The organism is Pseudomonas sp. 02C 26, assembly GCF_002843585.1.
Classification (GTDB): Bacteria; Pseudomonadota; Gammaproteobacteria; order Pseudomonadales; family Pseudomonadaceae; genus Aquipseudomonas; species Aquipseudomonas shirazensis.
Window position 1 is genome coordinate 568669 of sequence record NZ_CP025262.1, and the last position, 25131, is coordinate 593799.

The 25131-nt window shown below is 59.8% G+C and carries 20 protein-coding genes, 2 tRNA genes and 3 rRNA genes; 19 read left to right on the top strand and 6 right to left on the bottom strand.

All coding sequences use genetic code 11. The features are described 5' to 3' along the window. Positions 1-125: 125 nt before the first annotated feature. The 3 genes from CXQ80_RS02500 to CXQ80_RS02510 form a co-directional block, all read right to left on the bottom strand. The gene (locus tag CXQ80_RS02500; RefSeq protein ID WP_101316170.1) at positions 126-707 is read right to left on the bottom strand and encodes a YigZ family protein; all 582 of its coding nucleotides are present in this window, start codon (positions 705-707) and stop codon (positions 126-128) included. Between the two features lie 9 nt (positions 708-716). Beyond that, positions 717-1379 (bottom strand): TetR/AcrR family transcriptional regulator, encoded by a 663-nt coding sequence (locus CXQ80_RS02505; RefSeq protein WP_101316172.1) that lies wholly within the window; start codon positions 1377-1379, stop codon positions 717-719. Positions 1380-1451: 72 nt separating this feature from the next. Further along, positions 1452-2369, bottom strand: coding sequence for a LysR family transcriptional regulator (locus CXQ80_RS02510; RefSeq protein ID WP_101316174.1), 918 nt, complete (start codon positions 2367-2369; stop codon positions 1452-1454). Between the two features lie 119 nt (positions 2370-2488). Between CXQ80_RS02510 and CXQ80_RS02515 the strand changes: the two genes are divergently transcribed. Further along, a complete protein-coding gene (locus tag CXQ80_RS02515; protein ID WP_101316176.1) occupies positions 2489-3835 on the top strand; it encodes an aspartate aminotransferase family protein in 1347 nt (448 codons plus the stop codon). Positions 3836-3904: 69 nt separating this feature from the next. Further along, the gene (locus CXQ80_RS02520) at positions 3905-5398 is read left to right on the top strand and encodes a CoA-acylating methylmalonate-semialdehyde dehydrogenase (protein ID WP_101316178.1); all 1494 of its coding nucleotides are present in this window, start codon (positions 3905-3907) and stop codon (positions 5396-5398) included. A 180-nt stretch (positions 5399-5578) separates the two neighbouring features. Here CXQ80_RS02520 and CXQ80_RS02525 read toward each other — a convergent pair whose 3' ends face one another. Further along, positions 5579-5935 (bottom strand): hypothetical protein, encoded by a 357-nt coding sequence (locus tag CXQ80_RS02525; RefSeq protein ID WP_101316180.1) that lies wholly within the window; start codon positions 5933-5935, stop codon positions 5579-5581. 50 nt (positions 5936-5985) lie between these two features. Between CXQ80_RS02525 and CXQ80_RS02530 the strand changes: the two genes are divergently transcribed. The 8 genes from CXQ80_RS02530 to CXQ80_RS02565 all read left to right on the top strand — a co-directional run bounded on the left by CXQ80_RS02530 (position 5986) and on the right by CXQ80_RS02565 (position 14960). Then, positions 5986-7522 (top strand): 16S ribosomal RNA (locus CXQ80_RS02530). Between the two features lie 87 nt (positions 7523-7609). After that, positions 7610-7686: transfer RNA gene (locus CXQ80_RS02535), tRNA-Ile, on the top strand. A gap of 12 nt (positions 7687-7698) precedes the next feature. Then, positions 7699-7774: transfer RNA gene (locus CXQ80_RS02540), tRNA-Ala, on the top strand. A gap of 240 nt (positions 7775-8014) precedes the next feature. Further along, positions 8015-10907 (top strand): 23S ribosomal RNA (locus CXQ80_RS02545). Between the two features lie 126 nt (positions 10908-11033). Beyond that, positions 11034-11149 (top strand): 5S ribosomal RNA (gene rrf / locus CXQ80_RS02550). Together the 16S, 23S and 5S rRNA genes with 2 tRNA genes alongside form the textbook arrangement of a ribosomal RNA operon. A 248-nt stretch (positions 11150-11397) precedes the next feature. Next, positions 11398-12057, top strand: coding sequence for a paraquat-inducible protein A (locus tag CXQ80_RS02555; RefSeq protein WP_101316182.1), 660 nt, complete (start codon positions 11398-11400; stop codon positions 12055-12057). Beyond that, a complete protein-coding gene (locus CXQ80_RS02560) occupies positions 12044-12667 on the top strand; it encodes a paraquat-inducible protein A (protein ID WP_101316184.1) in 624 nt (207 codons plus the stop codon). Before CXQ80_RS02555 ends, CXQ80_RS02560 begins: the two co-directional genes overlap by 14 nt. After that, positions 12660-14960: a PqiB family protein gene (locus CXQ80_RS02565; RefSeq protein WP_101316186.1), complete on the top strand. Its 2301-nt coding sequence runs from the start codon at positions 12660-12662 to the stop codon at positions 14958-14960. The genes CXQ80_RS02560 and CXQ80_RS02565 overlap by 8 nt, the downstream gene beginning before the upstream one ends. Before the next feature lie 218 nt (positions 14961-15178). Here CXQ80_RS02565 and rpsT read toward each other — a convergent pair whose 3' ends face one another. After that, positions 15179-15457 carry a 30S ribosomal protein S20 gene (gene rpsT / locus CXQ80_RS02570; protein WP_101316189.1) on the bottom strand — a complete coding sequence of 93 codons (279 nt, stop codon included), beginning with the start codon at positions 15455-15457 and terminating at the stop codon, positions 15179-15181. A 249-nt stretch (positions 15458-15706) separates the two neighbouring features. Between rpsT and murJ the strand changes: the two genes are divergently transcribed. The 6 genes from murJ (at position 15707) to ispH (ending at position 23041) form a co-directional block, all read left to right on the top strand. After that, positions 15707-17245: a murein biosynthesis integral membrane protein MurJ gene (gene murJ / locus CXQ80_RS02580; RefSeq protein ID WP_101316193.1), complete on the top strand. Its 1539-nt coding sequence runs from the start codon at positions 15707-15709 to the stop codon at positions 17243-17245. 117 nt (positions 17246-17362) lie between these two features. Continuing rightward, on the top strand, positions 17363-18313 hold the full coding sequence (gene ribF / locus CXQ80_RS02585; RefSeq protein WP_101316195.1) for a bifunctional riboflavin kinase/FAD synthetase: 951 nt from the start codon (positions 17363-17365) through the stop codon (positions 18311-18313). Then, positions 18310-21141, top strand: coding sequence for an isoleucine--tRNA ligase (ileS, locus tag CXQ80_RS02590; protein WP_101316198.1), 2832 nt, complete (start codon positions 18310-18312; stop codon positions 21139-21141). Before ribF ends, ileS begins: the two co-directional genes overlap by 4 nt. After that, positions 21134-21649: a signal peptidase II gene (lspA, locus tag CXQ80_RS02595; protein ID WP_101316200.1), complete on the top strand. Its 516-nt coding sequence runs from the start codon at positions 21134-21136 to the stop codon at positions 21647-21649. The genes ileS and lspA overlap by 8 nt, the downstream gene beginning before the upstream one ends. Continuing rightward, the gene (gene fkpB / locus CXQ80_RS02600; protein WP_101316202.1) at positions 21642-22079 is read left to right on the top strand and encodes an FKBP-type peptidyl-prolyl cis-trans isomerase; all 438 of its coding nucleotides are present in this window, start codon (positions 21642-21644) and stop codon (positions 22077-22079) included. Before lspA ends, fkpB begins: the two co-directional genes overlap by 8 nt. 14 nt (positions 22080-22093) lie before the next feature. After that, on the top strand, positions 22094-23041 hold the full coding sequence (gene ispH / locus CXQ80_RS02605) for a 4-hydroxy-3-methylbut-2-enyl diphosphate reductase (RefSeq protein ID WP_101316204.1): 948 nt from the start codon (positions 22094-22096) through the stop codon (positions 23039-23041). Between the two features lie 8 nt (positions 23042-23049). Here ispH and CXQ80_RS02610 read toward each other — a convergent pair whose 3' ends face one another. Continuing rightward, complete coding sequence (locus CXQ80_RS02610) at positions 23050-23508, bottom strand: GspH/FimT family protein (RefSeq protein ID WP_256585678.1); 459 nt, start codon at positions 23506-23508, stop codon at positions 23050-23052. A gap of 143 nt (positions 23509-23651) precedes the next feature. Here CXQ80_RS02610 and pilV point away from each other — a divergent pair, with 143 nt between their 5' ends. Genes pilV through CXQ80_RS02625 form a run of 3 tightly spaced genes read left to right on the top strand, consistent with a single transcriptional unit; the run spans position 23652 to position 25131 of the window. Next, positions 23652-24002, top strand: coding sequence for a type IV pilus modification protein PilV (gene pilV / locus CXQ80_RS24700; RefSeq protein ID WP_157831727.1), 351 nt, complete (start codon positions 23652-23654; stop codon positions 24000-24002). Next, positions 23999-24652: a PilW family protein gene (locus CXQ80_RS02620; protein WP_101316208.1), complete on the top strand. Its 654-nt coding sequence runs from the start codon at positions 23999-24001 to the stop codon at positions 24650-24652. Before pilV ends, CXQ80_RS02620 begins: the two co-directional genes overlap by 4 nt. Further along, positions 24649-25131 carry a hypothetical protein gene (locus tag CXQ80_RS02625; RefSeq protein ID WP_101316211.1) on the top strand — a complete coding sequence of 161 codons (483 nt, stop codon included), beginning with the start codon at positions 24649-24651 and terminating at the stop codon, positions 25129-25131. The genes CXQ80_RS02620 and CXQ80_RS02625 overlap by 4 nt, the downstream gene beginning before the upstream one ends.

Consider the following 25131-nt stretch of genomic DNA (forward strand, 5'->3'; position numbering starts at 1 on the left):
TGATCAAAATATGATCAATGCTCTGCGCGCCTTGTAATTCGGGGCCTGGGTCGGACTGCCCCAAGCTTATCCACAGGCAGGCGCACAGTAGTTGTGAGTAATGTTTCAGCGGTTTTATCCATGACTTACGCGCTGAGGACAATTCTGCCGCGGCTCAGGTCGGCAAGTTGCTGCTGCAGTGCCGGCAGATGGCTGGGCCCGATAGCCAGCCGCAGATCTACACCATTGGCAGTGAACTGTTCATCCAGAACCAGCCCGTCAACGTCAGCCAGACGCAGTTTGACCAAGGCCAATTCGCTGAAACTGCAGCTGCAGGTGTATTCGCTGCGCTGCACCAACAGACGCTTGGGCGCCTGTTGCAGGCATTTGTTGGCGCCGCCGCCATAGGCCCGGGCGAGGCCGCCGGTGCCTAACTGGATACCGCCGTACCAGCGGATCACCAGTACCACCACCTGATCGCAGTCCTGCGCCTCGATCGCGGCGAGGATCGGCCGGCCGGCGGTGCCGCCGGGTTCGCCGTCGTCATTGCTGCGGTATTGCCCGCCGATTTTCCAGGCCCAGCAGTTGTGGGTGGCGGCGAGGTCGCTGTGGCGCTCGATGAAACTCTGCGCTTCGGCAGGGCTGTTGATCGGGCCGGCGAGGGTGATGAAGCGGCTCTTGCGGATCTCTTCGCGAAACTCGCAGAGGTCGAGCAGGGTAGATGGCATAAGTCCGGGTCAGGCGGGCAGTTGGATGCCGCAACCTTTGAGAATGATGTGGATAAGATTGTTGCTGGCGTCTTCCATGTCCTGCTTGGTCAGGCGGCTGCGGCCGGTAACCTGGCAGATCTGAGTGGAAAAGTCGGCGTAGTGCTGGGTGCTGCCCCAGAGCAGGAAGATCAAGTGCACCGGGTCGACCGGGTCCATCTTGCCGGCGTCGATCCAGGCCTGGAACACAGCGGCACGGCCGCGGAACCACTCACGGTAATCGGCGCTGAAGTATTCGGTCAGACACTGACCACCGCTGATCACTTCCATGGCGAAGATCCGTGAGGCCTGCGGGTTGCGCCGCGAGAACTCCATCTTGGTGCGCAGGTACTGGCTCAGCGCCTGGCCTGGGTCATCATCAACGCTCAGGGCGTTGAAGGTGCTGTCCCACAGCTCGATGATGTTGCTCAGCACGGCGATATACAGGCCGAGCTTGTTGGTGAAGTAGTAGTGCAGGTTGGCCTTGGGCAAGCCGGCCTTGAGTGCGATGGTATTCATGCTGGTGCCCTTGAAACCGTGGCGGGCAAACTCGTCTTCGGCGGCCTGGATGATCGCCTGCTCGTTCTTTTGGCGAATGCGGCCGGCGGGCTTGCCCGAGGCGGAGAGGCGATGCGCTGGGACTTCTAGGGTCATGGACGGTTCCGAACGGGCTGAGGCAACGGGATTGTCCGACAGATTACCTGCCTGTGCCGAAGTGACAAGCCTTTAGCGTGTGGCAGCAAGGCTTTCAAGGAAGCTTTCCAGTACCAGGTTTGGCCGCCGGCCTTTGCGTGTCACCCAGTTCAGGCTCAGGTCGTAATGGCGCTGCGCAGGTTTCAGGGCCCGCAGGCGGCCTTGTTGCACCCAGGTGCTGGCGTAATGATCGGGCAGGTAGCCGATGTAACGCCCGGTCAGGATCAAGAACGCCATGCCCTCGCGGTCGGACGCGCTCGCCGTGCAGTGCAGCGCCTGATAGTGCGCCTGGATTTCACCGGGCAGGCGGAAGGTCGGCGCGATCGCATCCTGGCTGTTGAGCCGCTCGTCGTCGATCTTGTGGTCGTCGGCATAGAACAGCGGGTGGCCAACGGCGCAGTAGAGCAACGACCGCTCGCTGTACAGCGGCTGGTACTCCAGGCCCGACAGCGGGCTGGCCTGCGGCACCACGCCAACATGCAGGCTGCCATCGAGCACGCCTTGCTCGACTTGACTGGGGGCGATCATGCGGATCTGGATGTGCACGTCCGGGCCGCGGTCCTTGAGCTCGGCCAGGGCATGGGTGATGCGCATGTGCGGCAGTGTCACCAGGTTGTCGGTCAGGCCGATATTAAGCTCGCCGCGCAGGTGTTGGTGCAAGCCGTTGACCTCGGTGCGAAAGGTCTCGATGGCGCTCAGCAGTTGCAGGGCCGAGTGGTATACGTCGCGGCCTTCCTCGGTCAGCGAAAAACCGGCGCGGCCGCGTTGGCACAGGCGCAGGCCGAGGCGCTGCTCAAGGTCGCTCATTTGCTGGCTGATCGCCGAACGGCCGATGCCCAACACGTTCTCCGCTGCCGAAAAACCGCCGCACTCGACCACACTGCGGTAAATCTTGAGCAGGCGGATGTCGAAGTCGCTGACTTGCGCAAGTGGATCGGGGCGTCGGCTCATTAGTTTAGTCCACTGCTAACTGAAGATTTGAAAAGTAGGCTTTTCCAGACTTTATCGCCGTGCCAATTTAGCTGCAACAACATCCATCGTTGCCTATTCGTTTGCCGAGGAACCGCCCGATGAACATGCCCGAAACCGCGCCTTCCGGTATCGCTAGCCAGCTCAAGCTGGACGCGCACTGGATGCCGTACACCGCCAACCGTAATTTCCAGCGCGATCCGCGCCTGATCGTTGCCGCCGATGGCAACTATCTGGTCGACGACAAGGGCCGGCGCATCTTCGATGCCCTGTCTGGGCTGTGGACTTGCGGTGCCGGGCATACCCGCAAGGAAATCAGCGAAGCGGTCGCGCGCCAGGTTGGCGTGCTCGACTATTCGCCGGCATTCCAGTACGGCCATCCGCTGTCGTTCCAGCTGGCTGAAAAGATTACCCAGTTGACTCCGGGTGATCTGAATCACGTGTTCTTCACCAACTCCGGTTCCGAGTGCGCCGATACCGCGCTGAAAATGGTACGTGCCTACTGGCGCCTGAAAGGCCAGGCGACCAAGACCAAGATGATCGGTCGCGCCCGTGGCTATCATGGGGTGAACATCGCCGGTACCAGCCTGGGCGGCGTCAACGGCAACCGCAAGATGTTCGGCCAGCTGCTCGATGTCGACCACTTGCCGCACACCGTGCTGCCGGTCAACGCCTTCACCAAGGGCTTGCCGGAAGAGGGCGGGATCGCCCTGGCCGACGAGATGCTCAAGTTGATCGAGCTGCACGATGCCTCCAATATCGCTGCGGTGATCGTCGAGCCGCTGGCTGGCTCGGCGGGTGTATTGCCGCCGCCGAAGGGTTACCTCAAGCGCCTGCGTGAAATCTGCACCCAGCACAATATTCTGCTGATCTTCGACGAAGTGATCACCGGTTTCGGCCGCATGGGCGCCATGACCGGTGCCGAAGCGTTCGGCGTCACCCCGGACTTGATGTGCATCGCCAAGCAGGTCACCAACGGCGCCATCCCTCTCGGCGCAGTGGTTGCCAGCAGCGAGATCTACCGCACCTTCATGAATCAGCCGACGCCTGAGTACGCTGTGGAATTCCCTCACGGCTACACCTACTCGGCGCACCCGGTGGCGTGCGCTGCCGGCATTGCGGCGCTGGACCTGCTGCAGAAAGAGAACCTGGTGCAGTCAGCCGCCGAGCTGGCGCCGCACTTCGAGAATCTGCTGCATGGCGTCAAAGGCACCAAGAATATCGTCGACATCCGTAACTACGGCCTGGCCGGCGCGATCCAGATCGCGGCACGTGACGGCGATGCCATCGTGCGTCCTTACGAAGTGGCGATGAAGCTGTGGCAAAAAGGCTTCTACGTGCGCTACGGCGGCGACACCCTGCAGTTCGGCCCGACCTTCAACACCCAGCCGCAGGAGCTCGACCGCCTGTTCGACGCGGTGGGCGAGACCCTCAACCAGATCGATTGATCTGTCTGATTTTGACGGCAGGCGTGCACCGGCGCGCCTGATCCTTCCTTCCTGTTTCTGGAGTTATGCATGAGCATTGTTCAGCACCTGATCAACGGCGAACTGGTTTCCAAGGGCGAACGCACCGCCGATGTCTTCAACCCGTCTACCGGTCAGGCCGTACGCAAGGTCGAACTGGCCAGCCGTGCCACCGTGCAAGAGGCGATCGATTCGGCCAAGGCGGCCTTCCCGGCCTGGCGCAACACCCCGCCGGCCAAGCGCGCCCAGGTGATGTTCCGCTTCAAGCAGTTGCTTGAGCAGAACGAAGCGAAGATCTCGCAGATGATCAGCGAAGAGCATGGCAAGACCCTGGAAGACGCTGCCGGCGAACTCAAGCGTGGTATCGAGAACGTCGAGTTCGCTTGTGCCGCCCCGGAAGTGCTCAAAGGCGAGTACAGCCGCAACGTCGGCCCGAACATCGATGCCTGGTCGGACTTCCAGCCATTGGGCGTGGTTGCCGGTATCACTCCGTTCAACTTCCCGGCCATGGTCCCGCTGTGGATGTACCCGCTGGCGATCGCCTGTGGCAACGCGTTCATCCTCAAGCCGTCCGAGCGTGATCCAAGCTCGACGCTGTATATCGCCCAGCTGCTGCTCGAAGCTGGCCTGCCCAAGGGCATCCTCAACGTGGTGCATGGTGACAAGGAAGCGGTCGATGCGCTGATCGAAGCGCCAGAGGTGAAAGCCCTGAGTTTTGTTGGCTCGACGCCAATTGCCGAATACATCTATGCCGAAGGCACCAAGCGCGGCAAACGTGTACAGGCTCTGGGCGGCGCCAAGAACCACGCGGTGGTGATGCCGGATGCCGACCTGGATAACGCGGTCAGCGCGCTGATGGGGGCGGCGTATGGTTCTTGCGGCGAGCGCTGCATGGCCATTTCCGTCGCAGTATGCGTGGGTGACCAGGCAGCCGATGCGCTGATCGCCAAGCTTGAACCGCAGATCCGCGCGCTGAAGATCGGCGCTGGCACTTCCTGTGGTCTGGACATGGGGCCGCTGGTAACTGCTGCGGCGCGCGACAAGGTACTTGGCTATATAGATGACGGCGTTGCCTCGGGTGCCAAACTGGTGGTCGATGGTCGTGACCTGCGTGTTGCAGGCTGCGAGGATGGCTACTTTGTCGGCGGCACGCTGTTCGACAATGTCTCGCCAGAAATGCGCATCTATAAAGAAGAGATCTTCGGCCCGGTGCTGTGTGTGGTGCGCGTCGACAGCCTGGAGCAGGCCATGCAGTTGATCAACGATCACGAGTATGGCAACGGCACCTGCATCTTTACCCGTGACGGCGAAGCGGCTCGGCTGTTCTGCGACGAGATCGAAGTGGGCATGGTCGGTGTCAACGTGCCGCTGCCGGTACCTGTTGCATATCACAGCTTCGGCGGCTGGAAGCGTTCGCTGTTTGGCGACCTGCATGCCTATGGCCCCGACGGCGTGCGCTTCTATACCCGTCGTAAAGCCATTACTCAGCGCTGGCCGCAGCGCAAGAGCCATGAAGCATCGCAGTTTGCCTTCCCTAGCTTGTAACTGGGGCAGGGTATGAGCGGGGAGGCCTTTGGGCCTCCCCGTTTTGTTTGTGCTTTGTGAGCCCGAAGGGCCGCTTTTGCTTAATGTTATGCAATTATGAAATAACGGTTGACGGGTTTCTGTAAGCGCTTATAATGCGCCCCACTTCCAGCGTAGTTGGAACGGAAAACTCCTTGAGATTCAATGAGTTAGAAGTTTCAGAGATGCTTCAAGGGCTTCGATCGAAAGATCGTCAGCGGTGAAAAAGGCAGTTGACAGCAGGTTGTAATGCTGTAGAATTCGCCTCCCGCTACGAGAGATCGCAAGCGAGTCAAGTGTTTGAAGTTGAACGAGTTTCTCGCAAAATACTTCGAAATAAACGCTTGACAGACACAGAGGAAAGCGTAGAATGCGCGCCTCGGTTGAGACGAAGCGCTCAACCAACCGCTCTTTAACAAATTGAATCAAGCAATTCGTGTGGGTGCTTGTGAGTACGGTTTGATAGTCGCCAAGATTATCAGCATCACAAGTGGCCACATGAGAAATCATAGTGGTCATTTGAGATTGCTGAGCCAAGTTTAGGGTTTCTTAAAAACCCAAGCAGTATTGAACTGAAGAGTTTGATCATGGCTCAGATTGAACGCTGGCGGCAGGCCTAACACATGCAAGTCGAGCGGATGAGAAGAGCTTGCTCTTCGATTCAGCGGCGGACGGGTGAGTAATGCCTAGGAATCTGCCTGGTAGTGGGGGACAACGTTTCGAAAGGAACGCTAATACCGCATACGTCCTACGGGAGAAAGCAGGGGACCTTCGGGCCTTGCGCTATCAGATGAGCCTAGGTCGGATTAGCTAGTTGGTGAGGTAATGGCTCACCAAGGCGACGATCCGTAACTGGTCTGAGAGGATGATCAGTCACACTGGAACTGAGACACGGTCCAGACTCCTACGGGAGGCAGCAGTGGGGAATATTGGACAATGGGCGAAAGCCTGATCCAGCCATGCCGCGTGTGTGAAGAAGGTCTTCGGATTGTAAAGCACTTTAAGTTGGGAGGAAGGGCAGTAAGCGAATACCTTGCTGTTTTGACGTTACCGACAGAATAAGCACCGGCTAACTCTGTGCCAGCAGCCGCGGTAATACAGAGGGTGCAAGCGTTAATCGGAATTACTGGGCGTAAAGCGCGCGTAGGTGGTTTGTTAAGTTGGATGTGAAAGCCCCGGGCTCAACCTGGGAACTGCATCCAAAACTGGCAAGCTAGAGTACAGTAGAGGGTGGTGGAATTTCCTGTGTAGCGGTGAAATGCGTAGATATAGGAAGGAACACCAGTGGCGAAGGCGACCACCTGGACTGATACTGACACTGAGGTGCGAAAGCGTGGGGAGCAAACAGGATTAGATACCCTGGTAGTCCACGCCGTAAACGATGTCAACTAGCCGTTGGAATCCTTGAGATTTTAGTGGCGCAGCTAACGCATTAAGTTGACCGCCTGGGGAGTACGGCCGCAAGGTTAAAACTCAAATGAATTGACGGGGGCCCGCACAAGCGGTGGAGCATGTGGTTTAATTCGAAGCAACGCGAAGAACCTTACCAGGCCTTGACATGCAGAGAACTTTCCAGAGATGGATTGGTGCCTTCGGGAACTCTGACACAGGTGCTGCATGGCTGTCGTCAGCTCGTGTCGTGAGATGTTGGGTTAAGTCCCGTAACGAGCGCAACCCTTGTCCTTAGTTACCAGCACGTTATGGTGGGCACTCTAAGGAGACTGCCGGTGACAAACCGGAGGAAGGTGGGGATGACGTCAAGTCATCATGGCCCTTACGGCCTGGGCTACACACGTGCTACAATGGTCGGTACAGAGGGTCGCCAAGCCGCGAGGTGGAGCTAATCTCACAAAACCGATCGTAGTCCGGATCGCAGTCTGCAACTCGACTGCGTGAAGTCGGAATCGCTAGTAATCGCGAATCAGAATGTCGCGGTGAATACGTTCCCGGGCCTTGTACACACCGCCCGTCACACCATGGGAGTGGGTTGCACCAGAAGTAGCTAGTCTAACCTTCGGGAGGACGGTTACCACGGTGTGATTCATGACTGGGGTGAAGTCGTAACAAGGTAGCCGTAGGGGAACCTGCGGCTGGATCACCTCCTTAATCGAAGACATCAGCCTGCTGATGAGCTCCCACACGAATTGCTTGATTCACTTGTATAAAGACGATGCTGTAACGTGACCCTGTTATAGGTCTGTAGCTCAGTTGGTTAGAGCGCACCCCTGATAAGGGTGAGGTCGGCAGTTCAAATCTGCCCAGACCTACCATTGCAGATACACGGGGCCATAGCTCAGCTGGGAGAGCGCCTGCCTTGCACGCAGGAGGTCAGCGGTTCGATCCCGCTTGGCTCCACCATTTTGCTTCATGCTTCACAGCTTGTCAGAACTTAGAAATGAACATTCGGTGATGAATGTTGATTTCTGACTTTTGTCAGATCGTTCTTTAAAAATTCGGATATGTGATAGAAATAGACTGACATGCACTTTCACTGGTGTGTGATCAGGCTAAGGTAAAATTTGTGAATGCTCGAAAGGGCAGTACGAATTTTCGGCGAATGTCGTCTTCACAGTATAACCAGATTGCTTGGGGTTATATGGTCAAGTGAAGAAGCGCATACGGTGGATGCCTTGGCAGTCAGAGGCGATGAAAGACGTGGTAGCCTGCGATAAGCTTTGGGGAGTCGGCAAACAGACTGTGATCCAGAGATCTCTGAATGGGGGAACCCACTCAGCATAAGCTGAGTATCTTGTACTGAATACATAGGTGCAAGAGGCGAACCAGGGGAACTGAAACATCTAAGTACCCTGAGGAAAAGAAATCAACCGAGATTCCCTTAGTAGTGGCGAGCGAACGGGGACCAGCCCTTAAGTTGGTTTGAGATTAGTGGAACGCTCTGGAAAGTGCGGCCGTAGTGGGTGATAGCCCCGTACACGAAAATCTCTTGTCAATGAAATCGAGTAGGACGGAGCACGAGAAACTTTGTCTGAACATGGGGGGACCATCCTCCAAGGCTAAATACTACTGACTGACCGATAGTGAACCAGTACCGTGAGGGAAAGGCGAAAAGAACCCCGGAGAGGGGAGTGAAATAGATCCTGAAACCGTATGCGTACAAGCAGTGGGAGCCTACTTTGTTAGGTGACTGCGTACCTTTTGTATAATGGGTCAGCGACTTATATTCAGTGGCGAGCTTAACCGAATAGGGGAGGCGTAGCGAAAGCGAGTCTTAATAGGGCGTTTAGTCGCTGGGTATAGACCCGAAACCGGGCGATCTATCCATGGGCAGGTTGAAGGTTGGGTAACACTAACTGGAGGACCGAACCGACTACCGTTGAAAAGTTAGCGGATGACCTGTGGATCGGAGTGAAAGGCTAATCAAGCTCGGAGATAGCTGGTTCTCCTCGAAAGCTATTTAGGTAGCGCCTCATGTATCACTGTAGGGGGTAGAGCACTGTTTCGGCTAGGGGGTCATCCCGACTTACCAAACCGATGCAAACTCCGAATACCTACAAGTGCCGAGCATGGGAGACACACGGCGGGTGCTAACGTCCGTCGTGAAAAGGGAAACAACCCAGACCGTCAGCTAAGGTCCCAAAGTCATGGTTAAGTGGGAAACGATGTGGGAAGGCTTAGACAGCTAGGAGGTTGGCTTAGAAGCAGCCACCCTTTAAAGAAAGCGTAATAGCTCACTAGTCGAGTCGGCCTGCGCGGAAGATGTAACGGGGCTCAAACCATGCACCGAAGCTACGGGTATCACCTTCTGGTGATGCGGTAGAGGAGCGTTCTGTAAGCCTGTGAAGGTGAGTTGAGAAGCTTGCTGGAGGTATCAGAAGTGCGAATGCTGACATGAGTAACGACAATGCGAGTGAAAAACTTGCACGCCGAAAGACCAAGGTTTCCTGCGCAACGTTAATCGACGCAGGGTTAGTCGGTCCCTAAGGCGAGGCTGAAAAGCGTAGTCGATGGAAAACAGGTTAATATTCCTGTACTTCCGATTGTTGCGATGGAGGGACGGAGAAGGCTAGGCCAGCTTGGCGTTGGTAGTCCAAGTTTAAGGTGGTAGGCTGGGATCTTAGGCAAATCCGGGATCCCAAGGCCGAGAGCTGATGACGAGTTGCCTTTAGGCGACGAAGTGGTTGATGCCATGCTTCCAAGAAAAGCTCCTAAGCTTCAGACAATCGGGAACCGTACCCCAAACCGACACAGGTGGTTAGGTAGAGAATACCAAGGCGCTTGAGAGAACTCGGGTGAAGGAACTAGGCAAAATGGCACCGTAACTTCGGGAGAAGGTGCGCCGGCGAAGGTGAAGGGTTTACCCCGTAAGCTTTTGCCGGTCGAAGATACCAGGCCGCTGCGACTGTTTATTAAAAACACAGCACTCTGCAAACACGAAAGTGGACGTATAGGGTGTGACGCCTGCCCGGTGCCGGAAGGTTAATTGATGGGGTTAGCGCAAGCGAAGCTCTTGATCGAAGCCCCGGTAAACGGCGGCCGTAACTATAACGGTCCTAAGGTAGCGAAATTCCTTGTCGGGTAAGTTCCGACCTGCACGAATGGCGTAACGATGGCGGCGCTGTCTCCACCCGAGACTCAGTGAAATTGAAATCGCTGTGAAGATGCAGTGTATCCGCGGCTAGACGGAAAGACCCCGTGAACCTTTACTATAGCTTTGCACTGGACTTTGAATTTGCTTGTGTAGGATAGGTGGGAGGCTTTGAAGTGGGGACGCCAGTTCTCATGGAGCCATCCTTGAAATACCACCCTGGCAACTTTGAGGTTCTAACTCAGGTCCGTTATCCGGATCGAGGACAGTGTATGGTGGGTAGTTTGACTGGGGCGGTCTCCTCCCAAAGAGTAACGGAGGAGTACGAAGGTGCGCTCAGACCGGTCGGAAATCGGTCGTAGAGTATAAAGGCAAAAGCGCGCTTGACTGCGAGACCCACACGTCGAGCAGGTACGAAAGTAGGTCTTAGTGATCCGGTGGTTCTGTATGGAAGGGCCATCGCTCAACGGATAAAAGGTACTCCGGGGATAACAGGCTGATACCGCCCAAGAGTTCATATCGACGGCGGTGTTTGGCACCTCGATGTCGGCTCATCACATCCTGGGGCTGAAGCCGGTCCCAAGGGTATGGCTGTTCGCCATTTAAAGTGGTACGCGAGCTGGGTTTAGAACGTCGTGAGACAGTTCGGTCCCTATCTGCCGTGGACGTTTGAGATTTGAGAGGGGCTGCTCCTAGTACGAGAGGACCGGAGTGGACGAACCTCTGGTGTTCCGGTTGTCACGCCAGTGGCATTGCCGGGTAGCTATGTTCGGAAGAGATAACCGCTGAAAGCATCTAAGCGGGAAACTTGCCTCAAGATGAGATCTCACTGGGATCTAGAATCCCCTGAAGGGCCGTCGAAGACTACGACGTTGATAGGTTGGGTGTGTAAGCGCTGTGAGGCGTTGAGCTAACCAATACTAATTGCCCGTGAGGCTTGACCATATAACACCCAAGCAATTTGCTCATGCAGATTGCGGTGGTGAAGACGAAACGCTGAAGATTCGTACACAAACATCACATATCCGAATTTGCTGGGCCGTTCATCTGGACGTTCTGGCTACAGAATTTCTTGACGACAATAGAGCATTGGAACCACCTGATCCCATCCCGAACTCAGTAGTGAAACGATGCATCGCCGATGGTAGTGTGGGGTCTCCCCATGTGAGAGTAGGTCATCGTCAAGATTCATTTCGCAAAACCCCTATCTGCGCGAGCAGGTAGGGGTTTTGTCTTTTCCGGGATCCATAAAATCCAGAGCTGCAGCGCAGCCTAAAATTGTCGCTCCAGCTACCATTCCCGGCACTTTTTACCCCATCCAGCGCTCATAACGAAGTGCCAGTATGCTTATGTCTCGCATCAGGGCGGCCACGCGTCTCCCACAATGCGAGCCAGAACACTAGAATAGAGCCCACGCTTCCACTCAGACGCCCATATGCCCAACCCTGCCGACCCCGAAGTGCTGGCCAATCTGCCGCTGGACGACCTCATCGCCTGCCATGAGTGTGACCTGCTGCTGCGCAAGCCGCCCCTGCAGCACAATGAGAAGGCGCTGTGCCCACGTTGCGGCTACGAGCTGTACGCTCACCGCCATAACGTGGTCAATCGCAGCCTGGCGTTGGTGCTGGCTGCGCTGCTGCTTTATATACCCGCCAACTTCTTGCCGATCATGCAGCTGCACCTGCTCGGGCAGACCTCCGACGATACCGTCTGGAGCGGTGTGCTTGGCTTGTACAACTCACAAATGCACCTGATCGCCGTGGTGGTGTTTCTCTGCAGCATGGCCATCCCCTTGCTCAAGCTGCTGTGTCAACTGGCAGTACTGCTGAGCATCCGTCTGGACATCGGGCGCAGCTACGGCTTGCTGATCTACCGGGTGTATCACCACCTGCGCGAGTGGGGCATGCTCGAGGTGTACTTCATGGGCGTGCTGGTGGCCATGGTCAAGCTGCTCGACCTTGCCCAACTGAATATCGGTATTGGCCTGTTCTGCTTCATCAGCCTGCTGCTGGTGCAAGTCTGGTTGGAAGTGGTGATGTCGCCGCATCAGATCTGGGTGGCGTTGTCCGGGGAGGATCTGCATGCGGGCGATTGATGCCGGGATTCTGGTGTGCAATGAATGCCACGAGCTGAACCGTCAGGAAGGCGATGACGCCGGGCAGACCTGTATCCGCTGCGGTGCCATCGTCCACCCTCGACGGCCTAACAGCATCGTGCGCACCTGGGCACTGCTAATCACTGCGTTCATCCTGTATATCCCAGCGAACCTGTTGCCGATCATGACGGTCAGCTCGCTGGGCAAGGGCAGCCCCGACACGATCATGTCCGGGGTCATCACGCTGATGCACCACGGCATGTTGCCTATCGCAGCCGTGGTGTTCATTGCCAGTATCCTGGTGCCGACCTTCAAGTTGGTCGGCATCGGCCTGCTGCTGTACTCGGTGCAAAGACATCAGCCGCTGTCGGCCCGGCAGCGCATCTGGATGTACCGCTTTATCGAATTCATCGGGCGCTGGTCGATGCTCGACATCTTTGTCATTGCCATTTTGGTGGCGGTGGTCAATTTTGGCCGGATCGCCAGCGTCGAAGCTAATCTGGGCGCCATCGCTTTCGCCTGCGTGGTGATCCTGACGATGTTTGCTGCCTTAACTTTCGATCCCCGACTGATCTGGGATAACACGGAGTCGGATGACGACCATGAGTGACGTGCCTACGGCAAAAACCCGCCCTGCCTCGAACTGGTCGGCCATCTGGATCCTGCCCCTGATCGCGTTGATCATCGGCGGCTGGCTGGGCGTTCAGGCCTACCGTTCTGCCGGTGTGGAGATCCAGGTGCGTTTCAAGACTGGTGAAGGGATCGTCGCCAACAAGACCGAGGTGATCTACAAGGGTATGCCAGTCGGCAAGGTTACCGAACTAGAGCTGGATGACACCGGCAGCAACACCGGGGTGATCGCCACCATCGAGATGAACAAGGCGGCAGACACCCAGCTGACCACCGGCACGCGCTTCTGGCTGGTCAAGCCGAGCGTTACCCTGGCGGGCATCTCCGGCCTGGAGACACTGGTATCGGGTAACTATATTGCCGTCGACCCGGGCAAAGGCGAGCCGACCAAAAGCTTCAAGGCGCTGGCCTCGGCGCCGCCGCTGTCTGACTCCGAGCCCGGCCTGCACCTGACCCTCAAGGCCGATCGACTTGGCTCGCTCAATCGCGACAGCCCGGTGTTCTACAAGCAGATCCAGGTCGGTCGGGTGAAGAGTTATAAGCTGTCCGAGGATCAGGGCACCGTTGAGGTCAAGGTGTTCATCCAGCCCGCCTACGCCAGCCTGGTGCGCAAACATACGCGCTTCTGGAATGCCAGCGGCATCAGCATCGATGCTGACCTGTCCGGGGTCAAGGTGCGCAGTGAGTCGCTCAGCAGCATCGTTGCCGGTGGTATTGCCTTTGCTACCCCTGAGCACCGCAAGGACAGTCCGCCGACTGATCCAAGCCTGCCATTCCGCCTCTATGAAGACTTTGACGCTGCCCAGGCGGGTATCCGCATCAAGGTCAAACTGACTGATTTTGAAGGCCTGCAGGCAGGGCGTACGCCAGTATTGTACAAAGGCATTCAGATCGGCTCGCTGAAGACCCTGAAGATCGAAGACGACCTGGCCAGTGCCTCGGCCGAACTGACCCTTGATCCTCTGGCCGAGGATTATCTGGTCGAGGGCACGCAATTCTGGGTGGTCAAGCCGTCCATTTCCCTGGCGGGCATCACTGGCCTGGAGGCGCTGGTGAAGGGCAACTACATTGCCATCCGTCCAGGTGACAAGGGCGCACGGCCGCAGCGCGAGTTCGAAGCACGGGCCAAGGCGCCGCCGCTCGATCTGAAGTCGCCAGGGCTGCATATGGTGCTGTTTGCCGACAGCCTCGGCTCGCTCGAGGTCGGCAGCCCGGTGATGTATCGCCAGGTCAAGGTCGGCAACGTGCAGAGCTATCAGTTTGCCCGCAACAGCAAACGTATCCTGATCGGCGTGCACATCGAGAAGGAGTACGCCAATCTGGTCAACGGCTCAACGCGCTTCTGGAATGCCAGTGGTATCACCCTGACCGGCGGCCTGTCCGGGATCAAGGTCAAGAGCGAGTCATTGCAGACCCTGATGGCGGGCGGCATTGCCTTCGATACGCCGAAGCCGGATGTGCCGCTCAAGCGTCATATCCCGCGCTTCCGTCTGCATGAGAGCGAAGAGGCAGCCAATCGCGCCGGTACCCTGATCACCATCCGTGTCGAGCGCGCTGATGGCCTCAAGCCGGGCACGCCGATCCGCTTCCGCGGCCTGGAGGTGGGCAGTATCGAGAGTACCGACCTGACCGACGATCTGCAGGCGGTACTGCTGCGTGCGCGCATCAACGAAGCTGCCGACCGCATCACCCGTGTCGGTACGCAGTTCTGGGTGGTCAAGCCAGCATTGGGGCTGGTCAAGACCGAGAACCTCGATACGCTGATCGGTGGGCAGTACATCGAGGTGCAGCCAGCTGCCAGGAGCCAAGGCTCACAGCGTGACTTCATCGCTCTGGCGGAGGCGCCAGAGGTGAAAGGTCAGGAGATCGGCTTGCCGATTACCCTGAGTGCTCCGCGACGTGGCTCGATCAAGCCGGGCGTGCCGGTCACCTACCGCGAGGTGGCGGTGGGCAAGGTCACTGGCTTTGAATTGGGACAGAACGCTGATCGAGTGCTGATCCACATCCTCATCGAACCGCGCTATGCCGGGCTGGTGCGCGGTGGCAGCCGGTTCTGGAACAGCAGCGGCTTTGGCTTCGACTGGGGCTTGTTCAAGGGGGCAACGGTGCGTACCGAGTCGCTGGAGACGCTGATCGACGGCGGCATTGCCTTTGCCACGCCAGAGGGCGAGCAGATGGGTAACCCGGCACGACCGAAGCAGACCTTTGCCTTGTTCGACAAGCCTGATGACGTGTGGCTGCAGTGGGCGCCGAAGATACAGTTGGGCAAGTAAGCAATACGGCTGCGCTGCAGATCTTGTAGCGGCGGCCTTGTGTCGCGAAAGGGGGCGCGCAGCGCCCCCAGCAGTTCTGCGGCGTTGCCTAAATCGCGGGGCCGCTGCGCGCCCCTTTCGCGACACAAGGCCGCTCCTACAGGGGTTGCATCCAGGCGGGGATAAATCGCAGGCAATAAAAAACCGACCCTAGGGTCGGTTTTTAACAAGCGCGTCGCTTAGGCAGCTGCAGTTTCTTTCAGCGCCTTGATGTGGCCATTCAGACGGCCTTTATGGCGAGCAGCCTTGTTCTTGTGGATGATACCTTTGTCGGCCATACGGTCGAGGACAGGCACAGCCAGTGTGTAAGCGGCTTGCGCTTTTTCGGCGTCTTTTGCGTCAATGGCTTTAACTACATTCTTGATGTAGGTACGAACCATGGAACGCAGGCTGGCGTTGTGGCTGCGACGCTTCTCAGCCTGTTTTGCGCGTTTCTTGGCGGAAGGTGAGTTGGCCACCGTCGAGCTCCTTGAAAGACTTTAGGGAAATAGCAAACAAAATAGGCCGCGAATCATGCCGATGCGTACGACAGATGTCAAGGCCACCTGCAAGGTTCCGCCGAGTGGTGGGTCCGCGAGAGGGAAATATTCCTTTCTGCGCCGCGACCTGTAAACTCGGGAATTTTGGCTCCCCTGCGAAGGCGCGGGAGTATCGCACATCTTGGCGGCTTTAGTAGCGTCCTCCGTCCCCAGCGTGAAAATTTTTCGATGAACCTGCTCAAATCCCTGGCTGCAGTCAGCTCCATCACCATGATTTCACGGGTGCTGGGCTTTGTCCGCGACACCATCCTGGCGCGCGTATTCGGTGCCGGCGCGGCAACCGATGCGTTCTTCATCGCCTTCAAACTGCCCAACCTGCTGCGGCGTATCTTCGCTGAGGGCGCATTCTCGCAGGCCTTCGTGCCGATCCTGGCCGAGTACAAGACCCAACAGGGCGAAGAGGCGACGCGCACCTTTATTGCCTACGTCAGTGGCTTGTTGACTCTGGTACTGGCCGTTGTTACTGCGCTGGGCATCTTCGCCGCGCCGTGGATCGTGTGGGTCACGGCGCCGGGCTTTGCCGCCGACGCCGAGCGCTTCGCCCTCACCACCGACCTGCTGCGGGTGACCTTCCCTTATATATTGCTGATCTCGCTGTCATCGCTGGCAGGGGCGATCCTCAATACCTGGAACCGCTTTGCGGTACCGGCGTTCACCCCGACCCTGCTCAACGTGGCGATGATCGCCTTCGCCCTGCTGCTGACGCCGTACTTCGAGCAGCCGATCATGGCCCTGGCCTGGGGTGTGTTGGCGGGCGGCCTGGCGCAGTTGCTGTATCAGCTGCCGGCATTGAAGAAGATCGGCATGCTCGTGCTGCCGCGCCTGAACCTGCGCGACAGCGGTGTATGGCGGGTGCTCAAGCAGATGCTGCCGGCGATTCTGGGCGTGTCGGTCAGCCAGATCTCGCTGATCATCAACACCATCTTCGCTTCCTTTCTGGTGGCCGGATCGGTGTCGTGGATGTACTACGCCGACCGCCTGATGGAGCTGCCCTCAGGCGTGCTCGGGGTAGCGCTCGGCACTATCCTGTTGCCGACCCTGGCCAAGACCTACGCCAATCGCGACCGCCACGAGTACTCGCGGATTCTCGACTGGGGCCTGCGCCTGTGCTTCCTGCTGGTACTGCCGTGTACCCTGGCTCTGGCAATTCTGGCCGAGCCGTTGACCGTGTCGCTGTTCCAGTACGGCAAGTTCAGCGCATTCGACGCGGCCATGACCCAGCGCGCCTTGATCGCCTACTCGGTCGGCCTGCTGGCGATCATCCTGATCAAGGTGCTTGCGCCGGGCTTCTATGCCCAGCAGAACATCCGCACGCCGGTAAAGATCGCCATCTTCACCCTGATCTCGACCCAGCTGCTCAACCTGGTGCTGGTCGGCCCGCTGGCCCATGCCGGGCTGGCCCTGGCCATCAGCATCGGCGCCTGCCTCAACGCCGGCTTGCTGTACTGGCGCCTGCGCCGCCAGGACCTGTTCCAGCCGCAACCAGGCTGGGCGCGGTTCCTGCTCAAGCTGATCCTCGCGGTCAGCCTGATGTCGGCCGTGTTGCTGCTGGGCATGCATTACATGCCAGCCTGGGAAGAGGGCGGCATGCTCGAGCGCTTCCTGCGCCTGGGTGCCCTGATCGGTGCCGGCGTCGTGACCTATTTCGGTTGCCTGTTCGCCTGCGGCTTGCGTCCTCGGCAGTTTGCCCGCAATGCCTTGCATTAAGGTGCCAGGCGGCCAGGCGTCGGTTTTACACATTAGTCGCCACCCCAGGGCGCTGCTGCCTGTCACCAGCGCCCGGGTGTGGTTATAATCGACCACTTTATGAGCAAGAAGCGCGTTATGCAGCTGGTTCGAGGTCTTCACAACCTGCGCCCCGAGCACCGGGGGTGTGTCGCCACCATTGGCAACTTCGACGGGGTTCACCGTGGCCACCAGGCAATCCTGGCGCGCCTGCGCGACCGCGCCCGGGAGTTAAGCCTGCCCACCTGCGTGGTGATCTTCGAGCCACAGCCGCGCGAGTACTTTGCCCCTGAGACTGCGCCGGCACGCCTGGCGCGGCTGCGCGACAAAGTGCAGCTGCTGGCCGCCGAAGGCATCGACCTGGTCCTGTGCCTGGCCTTCAACCAGCGCCTGAGCCAGCTCAGCGCCGATGAATTCGTCAAGACGATCGTGGTCGATGGCCTCGGCGTGCGCCACCTGGAGGTCGGTGACGACTTCCGCTTTGGCTGCGACCGTGCCGGCGACTTTGATTTTCTGGTCGAGGCCGGCAAAAAGTACGGCTTTACCGTCGAGGCCGCCAACACGGTCGTGCAGGACGGCTTGAGGGTCAGCAGCACCAAGGTGCGTACCGCCCTGGCCAATGCTGACTTTGCCCTGGCCGCACACCTGCTGGGCCGCCCGTACACCATTACCGGGCGCGTCCTGCACGGCCAGAAGCTGGCTCGTCAGCTCGGCACGCCGACCGCCAACATCCAGCTCAAGCGCCGCCGCATCCCACTCAGCGGGGTCTACCTGACCAGCGCCGAGATCGACGGCAAGCGCTGGCCGGGTGTTGCCAATATCGGGGTACGACCCACCGTTGCTGGTGATGGTCGTCCTCACCTGGAGATTCATCTTCTTGATTTTGCCGGCGACCTGTATGGCCGGCGTCTGACGGTGGAGTTCCACCAAAAGCTGCGCGAAGAGCAGCGATTCGCCTCCCTGGAGGCGCTGAAGTCGGCGATCGACGCGGACATCGCCGCCGCACGTGCCCACTGGCACGCTCAACCGCTAACCAAGAGCCTGAAATGACCGACTACAAAGCCACGCTTAATCTTCCGGACACCGCCTTCCCGATGAAGGCCGGCCTGCCCCAGCGCGAACCGCAGATCCTGCAGCGCTGGGACAGCATTGGCCTGTACCAGAAGCTTCGCGAAATTGGCAAGGATCGTCCCAAGTTCGTCCTGCACGATGGCCCGCCCTACGCCAACGGCAAGATCCACATCGGTCATGCGCTGAACAAGATTCTCAAGGACATGATTGTCCGCTCCAAGACCCTCTCCGGTTTCGACGCGCCGTACGTCCCGGGTTGGGACTGCCACGGCCTGCCGATCGAGCACAAGGTCGAGGTCACCCATGGCAAGCACCTGAGCCCGGACCAGACTCGTGAGCTGTGCCGTGCCTATGCCGCCGAGCAGATCGAAGGGCAGAAGAGCGAGTTCATCCGCCTGGGTGTGCTGGGTGACTGGGACAACCCCTACAAGACCATGAACTTCGCCAACGAAGCGGGCGAAATCCGCGCGCTGGCCGAAATCGTCAAGCAAGGCTTCGTGTTCAAGGGCCTCAAGCCTGTGAACTGGTGCTTCGACTGCGGCTCGGCCCTGGCTGAAGCTGAAGTCGAATACGCCGACAAGAAGTCCTCGACCATCGACGTCGCCTTCCCTATCGCCGATGCCGACAAGCTGGCCAGCGCCTTTGGCCTGGCCGCGCTGGCCAAGCCTGCCGCCATCGTCATCTGGACCACCACGCCGTGGACCATTCCCGCCAACCAGGCGCTGAACGTCCACCCGGAGTTCACCTACGCCCTGGTCGACACCGGCGAGCGTCTGCTGGTACTGGCCGAAGAGCTGGTCGAAGCCTGCCTCAAGCGCTGGGACCTGCAAGGCTCGGTCATCGCCACCGCGCCAGGTTCGGCGCTGGAACTGATCAACTTCCGTCACCCGTTCTACGAGCGTATGTCGCCTGTCTACCTGGCTGAATACGTCGAGCTGGGCGCCGGTACCGGTGTTGTCCACTCGGCACCTGCCTACGGCGAAGACGACTTCGTGACCTGCAAGCGCTATGGCATGGTCAACGACGAAATCCTCACCCCGGTGCAGAGCAACGGCGTCTACGTGCCATCGCTCGAGCTGTTTGGCGGCCAGTTCATCTGGAAGGCCAACCCAGCCATCGTCGACAAGCTGCAGGAAGTCGGTGCGCTACTGCACACCGAGACCATCAGCCACAGCTACATGCATTGCTGGCGCCACAAGACCCCGCTGATCTACCGCGCCACCGCGCAGTGGTTCATCGGTATGGACCGCAAACCAGCCAGCGGCGACACCCTGCGTGAGCGTGCACTCAAGGCCATCGAAGAAACCAAGTTCGTGCCGGCCTGGGGCCAGGCGCGCCTGCACTCGATGATCGCCAACCGCCCTGACTGGTGCATCTCGCGTCAGCGCAACTGGGGTGTGCCGATTCCGTTCTTCCTCGACAAGCAGAGCGGCGAGCTGCACCCGCGTACAGTCGAGCTGATGGAAGAGGTCGCCAAGCGCGTTGAACAAGAGGGCATCGAAGCCTGGTTCAAGCTCGACGCCGCCGAACTGCTCGGTGACGAAGCCGGCCAGTACGACAAGATCACCGACACCCTCGATGTCTGGTTCGACTCCGGTACTACCCACTGGCACGTACTGCGTGGCTCGCATGACATCGGTCACGCCACCGGCCCGCGCGCCGACCTGTACCTGGAAGGCTCCGACCAGCACCGCGGCTGGTTCCATTCGTCGCTGCTGACCGGCTGCGCGATCGACAACCATGCGCCTTACCGCGAGCTGCTCACCCACGGCTTCACCGTCGATGAGAACGGCCGCAAGATGTCCAAGTCGCTGGGTAACACCATCGAGCCGCAGAAGGTCAACGACACCCTCGGCGCCGACATCATGCGCCTGTGGGTTTCGGCCACCGACTATTCCGGTGAAATGGCCGTCTCCGACCAGATCCTCCAGCGTAGCGCCGACGCCTACCGGCGCATCCGCAATACCGCGCGCTTCCTGCTGTCGAACCTGTCCGGCTTCGATCCGGCCCGCGACCTGCTGCCGGCCGAAGACATGCTTGCGCTGGACCGCTGGGCCGTCGACCGCGCGCTGCTGCTGCAACGCGAGCTGGAAGAGCACTACAGCGAGTACCGGTTCTGGAACGTCTACTCCAAGGTGCACAACTTCTGTGTGCAGGAGCTGGGCGGGTTCTACCTCGACATCATCAAGGACCGCCAGTACACCACCGGCGCCAACAGTGTTGCCCGGCGTTCGTGCCAGACCGCGCTGTACCACATCAGCGAAGCGCTGGTGCGCTGGATCGCGCCGATCCTGGCGTTCACCGCCGACGAGCTGTGGCAGTACCTGCCAGGCGAGCGCAACGAGTCGGTGATGCTCAACACCTGGTACCAAGGCCTGACCGAACTGCCAGAAGGCTTCGAGCTGGACCGCGCCTACTGGGAGCGGGTCATGGCGGTCAAGGCAGCGGTCAACAAAGAACTGGAAAACCAGCGTGCGGCCAAGGCCATCGGTGGCAACCTGCAAGCCGAAGTGACCCTATTTGCCGAAGAAAGCCTGAGCGCCGATCTGGCCAAGCTTGGCGACGAACTGCGCTTCGTGCTGATCACCTCGGCCGCGAGCGTGGTGCCGTTCGTGCAGGCGCCGGCCGATGCCGTGGCCACCGAAGTCGAAGGCCTCAAGCTGAAAGTGGTCAAGTCCGGTCACGCCAAGTGTGGCCGTTGCTGGCACTTCCGCGCCGATGTCGGTGCCAATCCCGAGCATCCGGAAATCTGCGCACGCTGCGTCGACAACCTGAGCGGTGCGGGCGAGGTGCGTCACTATGCCTAATCCTGCAGTGGGGCGCTTCGGGCGCCTCGCCTGGCTGTGGTTGAGCCTGCTGATCGTGGTGGTCGACCAGGTGACCAAGCTGTACTTCAACAGCAACCTGAGCATGTACCAGCAGATCGTAGTCATCCCTGACTACTTCAGCTGGACCCTGGCCTACAACACCGGCGCTGCGTTCAGCTTCCTGGCCGACGGCGCCGGCTGGCAGCGCTGGCTGTTTGCCCTGATCGCGATCGTGGTCAGCGCGGTGCTGGTAGTCTGGCTCAAACGCCTTGGCCGTAACGAAACCTGGCTGGCAGTTGCCCTGGCGCTGGTACTCGGCGGCGCGCTGGGCAACCTATACGACCGTGTCGTGCTCGGTCATGTGGTCGATTTCATCCTGGTCCACTGGAAGAATACGCATTACTTCCCGGCATTCAACGTTGCCGACAGTGCCATTACCGTGGGCGCGATCATGCTGGCGCTGGATATGTTCAAGAGCAAGAAGTCCGAGGAGCCCGCGCATGACTGAGACCCGTATCGGCCAGAACAGCGAAGTCACTCTGCACTTCGCCCTGCACCTGGAAAACGGCGACACCGTCGACAGCACCTTCGACAAGGCTCCGGCCGTGTTCAAGGTTGGCGATGGCAACCTGCTGCCGGGTTTTGAAGCCGCGTTGTTCGGCTTCAAGGCCGGCGACAAGCGCACCGTCAGCGTGCCCCCGGAAAACGCCTTCGGCCAGCCGAACCCGCAGAACGTGCAGATCATGCCGCGTTCCCAGTTCGCTGACATGGAGCTGTCCGAAGGGTTGCTGGTGATCTTCAATGATGCAGCCAACGCCGAGCTGCCTGGAGTGGTCAAAGCCTTTGACGAGCACCAGGTGACGATCGACTTCAACCACCCATTGGCTGGCAAGACCCTGAGCTTCGAGGTGGAGATCCTCGCGGTGAAGGTCTTGTAAGCCTGGAGCCGAGCATGCAAATCAAACTCGCCAACCCTCGCGGCTTTTGTGCGGGGGTCGACCGGGCGATCGAGATCGTCAACCGTGCCCTGGAAGTGTTCGGCCCACCGATCTACGTGCGTCACGAAGTGGTGCACAACAAGTTCGTGGTCGAAGATCTGCGCAACCGCGGGGCGATCTTCGTTGAAGAACTCGACCAGGTGCCTGACGACGTCATCGTCATCTTCAGCGCCCACGGCGTCTCCCAGGCTGTCCGCCAGGAGGCCGCAGGCCGTGGCCTGAAGGTGTTCGACGCCACCTGCCCGCTGGTGACCAAGGTCCACATCGAGGTTGCCAAGTACAGCCGCGATGGCCGTGAGTGCATCCTGATCGGCCACGCCGGCCACCCGGAAGTCGAAGGCACCATGGGTCAGTACGACGCCAGCAACGGTGGCTCCATCTATCTCGTCGAAGACGAGAAAGATGTGGCCAATCTGCAGGTGCGCGACCCTGATCACCTGGCCTTCGTTACCCAGACCACCTTGTCGATGGACGACACCAGCCGGGTTATCGACGCCCTGCGCGCGCGCTTCCCCAACATCGGCGGGCCGCGCAAGGACGACATCTGCTATGCCACCCAAAATCGCCAGGACGCGGTCAAGCAGCTGGCTGACGAGTGCGATGTGGTGCTGGTGGTCGGCAGCCCGAACAGCTCCAACTCCAACCGCCTGCGCGAGCTGGCCGAGCGAATGGGCACTCCGGCGTACCTGATCGACGGCGCCGAGGACCTGCAGCAAAGCTGGTTCGACGGCATTGGCCGGGTGGGTGTCACTGCCGGTGCTTCGGCACCTGAAGTGCTGGTGCGCGGGGTGCTTGAGCAGCTCACGGCCTGGGGCGCAACCGGTGCCGAAGAGCTCGACGGGCGCCCGGAGAACGTGACCTTCTCGATGCCCAAGGAACTGCGGGTGCGCTCGCTGCTCTGAGCCAGCCCTCAGGGGCCTGCGCACAATGGCTCAACGGCCATGTCCGTGCGCAGGCGCACCCTGCCGCTGGGCGCCAGGACGATCTGGCGTGGTTGCCCGCCTTCTGCGTGTGGGCATATCTGCAAACTCCCGCCGTGAAACCCGCCGCTACCGCGCAACGGTACGCCCTGTGCGCTGAAGCGCACACCGTCAGCCAAGTTGCCAACGGTCCGTACCCGCTGCGGTAAACGTTGCTCAGCCAGTAACAGCCCGCTATCCGCGTCCACCACGCGCCAACCCACTCCCCAGCCTGCCTCCAATGGCTCGACCCGCACGGCCTGCTGCTGCAACAAGGCCTGGCTACGTGCCGAGCGAAAGGCCTGGAGCAGCTGTTGCGCCGCTGCCGCCCGTTGCAAGTCCTGGCTGAGCGCGGTGTAGGACGGCGTCGCCAGCTGCGCCAGAACCGCGACCAGCGCGAGCGCCAACATCATTTGTATCAGTGTTGCCCCGTGTTGCCACACCGTGCATTCCTCCCTGGAAGTGCTTCGCTGTAGCTTCAGACACGGCGGACATGAGGTCCAGTCGGCCACTTGGCTGGCACATTGCGGGAAATTTCCCAAGGAGCGCATGGATGCGCAAAGGACAGCAGGGCATCACGCTGCTCGAGGTCGTGCTGGGCATGCTGGTGCTGGCGCTTGGCCTGTTTGCGGCAGCGGCTTTACAGGTCAAGGCATTGCAGGCTACCGCCAGCGCTCGGCAGCACAGCCAGGCGACCTATCTCGCCCAGAGCCTGCTGGAGCAGGCGAGGGCGGGCGGGTCAGTGGAGGATTCAGGACAATGGCAGGCGCAGGTAAGGCTGGCCCTTGGCGCGCAGGCCGAGGGCTGGGTGCGAAGTTCAGGGTCATCGCTGAAGGTCATCGTCGACTGGCCCGATGCGCGTGACCCGGAGCATCAGGGCGTAAGCCTGCAGGGCTGGCCATGAACGGCAGTCAGGCGGGTTTCAGCCTGCTCGAAGGGCTGCTCGCGCTGGCCTTGGGCTTGATGCTGCTGGCCGCAGCGAGCCAAGTGTTTGTCGCTACGGTGCAAGCCTGGCGCTTGCAGGGCGCGCTGGCGCAGCAGCAAGAGGATGCCCGCCTGGCGCTGCAACGGATCGCCCAGGATATCCGCATGACCGGTATGTTCGGCTGTTTGCGCTTGCACGCCAGCGACTTCGACTCACCCAGCGCAGCGGCCGCCTTTGCCAGGCCTGTGCAAATCAGCCAGGGCGGCGCACAACTGAGTCTGTTGGTGGGGCAGTTGCCCGGCAGCGGTAGCCGGCCCGACTGGACGGTGTTGAGTGATTGCCGCAGTTGGGCTCAGGTCCGGGCCGACGCCCACGAGGGTGACGAGCAGACCCTGGCCTTGCCGGTCAGCCGCATCACCTACGAGCTGCGCGATGGCAGCCTGCGGGTAGTGCGCCGAGGCTCGCCGCAGGCTTTGATCGACAATGTGCGCAGCCTGCACGCTAACTTGGTAACGAACGCGCAGGGCCAGCGGGTCGACCTGCAACTAAGCCTGTTCGACCCACAGCACAATCTCGAACAGCAGTACGCCATCAGCGTAGCTCTACGCAATCGGCTGCCAGAACAATGAAGCACCAGCGCGGCATGGTGCTGCTGACCGCTCTCATATTGAGCCTGCTGCTCGGTCTGCTCGCTGCCGCCGCCCTGCGCGAAGCAGTGCTGCAGACACGCATGGCCGGGCTTTTGCTGGCCAGCAGCCAAGCGCTGGAGCAGGCCGAGGCAGTCTTGCTGGAGGGCGCATCGCGGCTCGCCGTGGCGCCACCCAACGAGTGCCAGCTCTGCTCGCCGCCAGCCGACTCCCATGACGTAAACGCCGCTGGTGGCGACTGGCAGGCAGCCGGGCAGGGCTGGTTCAACCTGCAGAACCTTGGCCAAAGCGACCGGCCCGCGCACCTGCCCGTGGGCACCCAGGCCACCCTCTACCGAGTGACCGCAGTCAGCCAGCAAACCCGCGCGCGGCGTGTGCTCGAAGCCGTATACGCGCAGCCCGCCGACCCGTCGCAGGCACTGCAAAGAATCCTCTGGCGGCAAAGAGTGCAGGAGCAATGA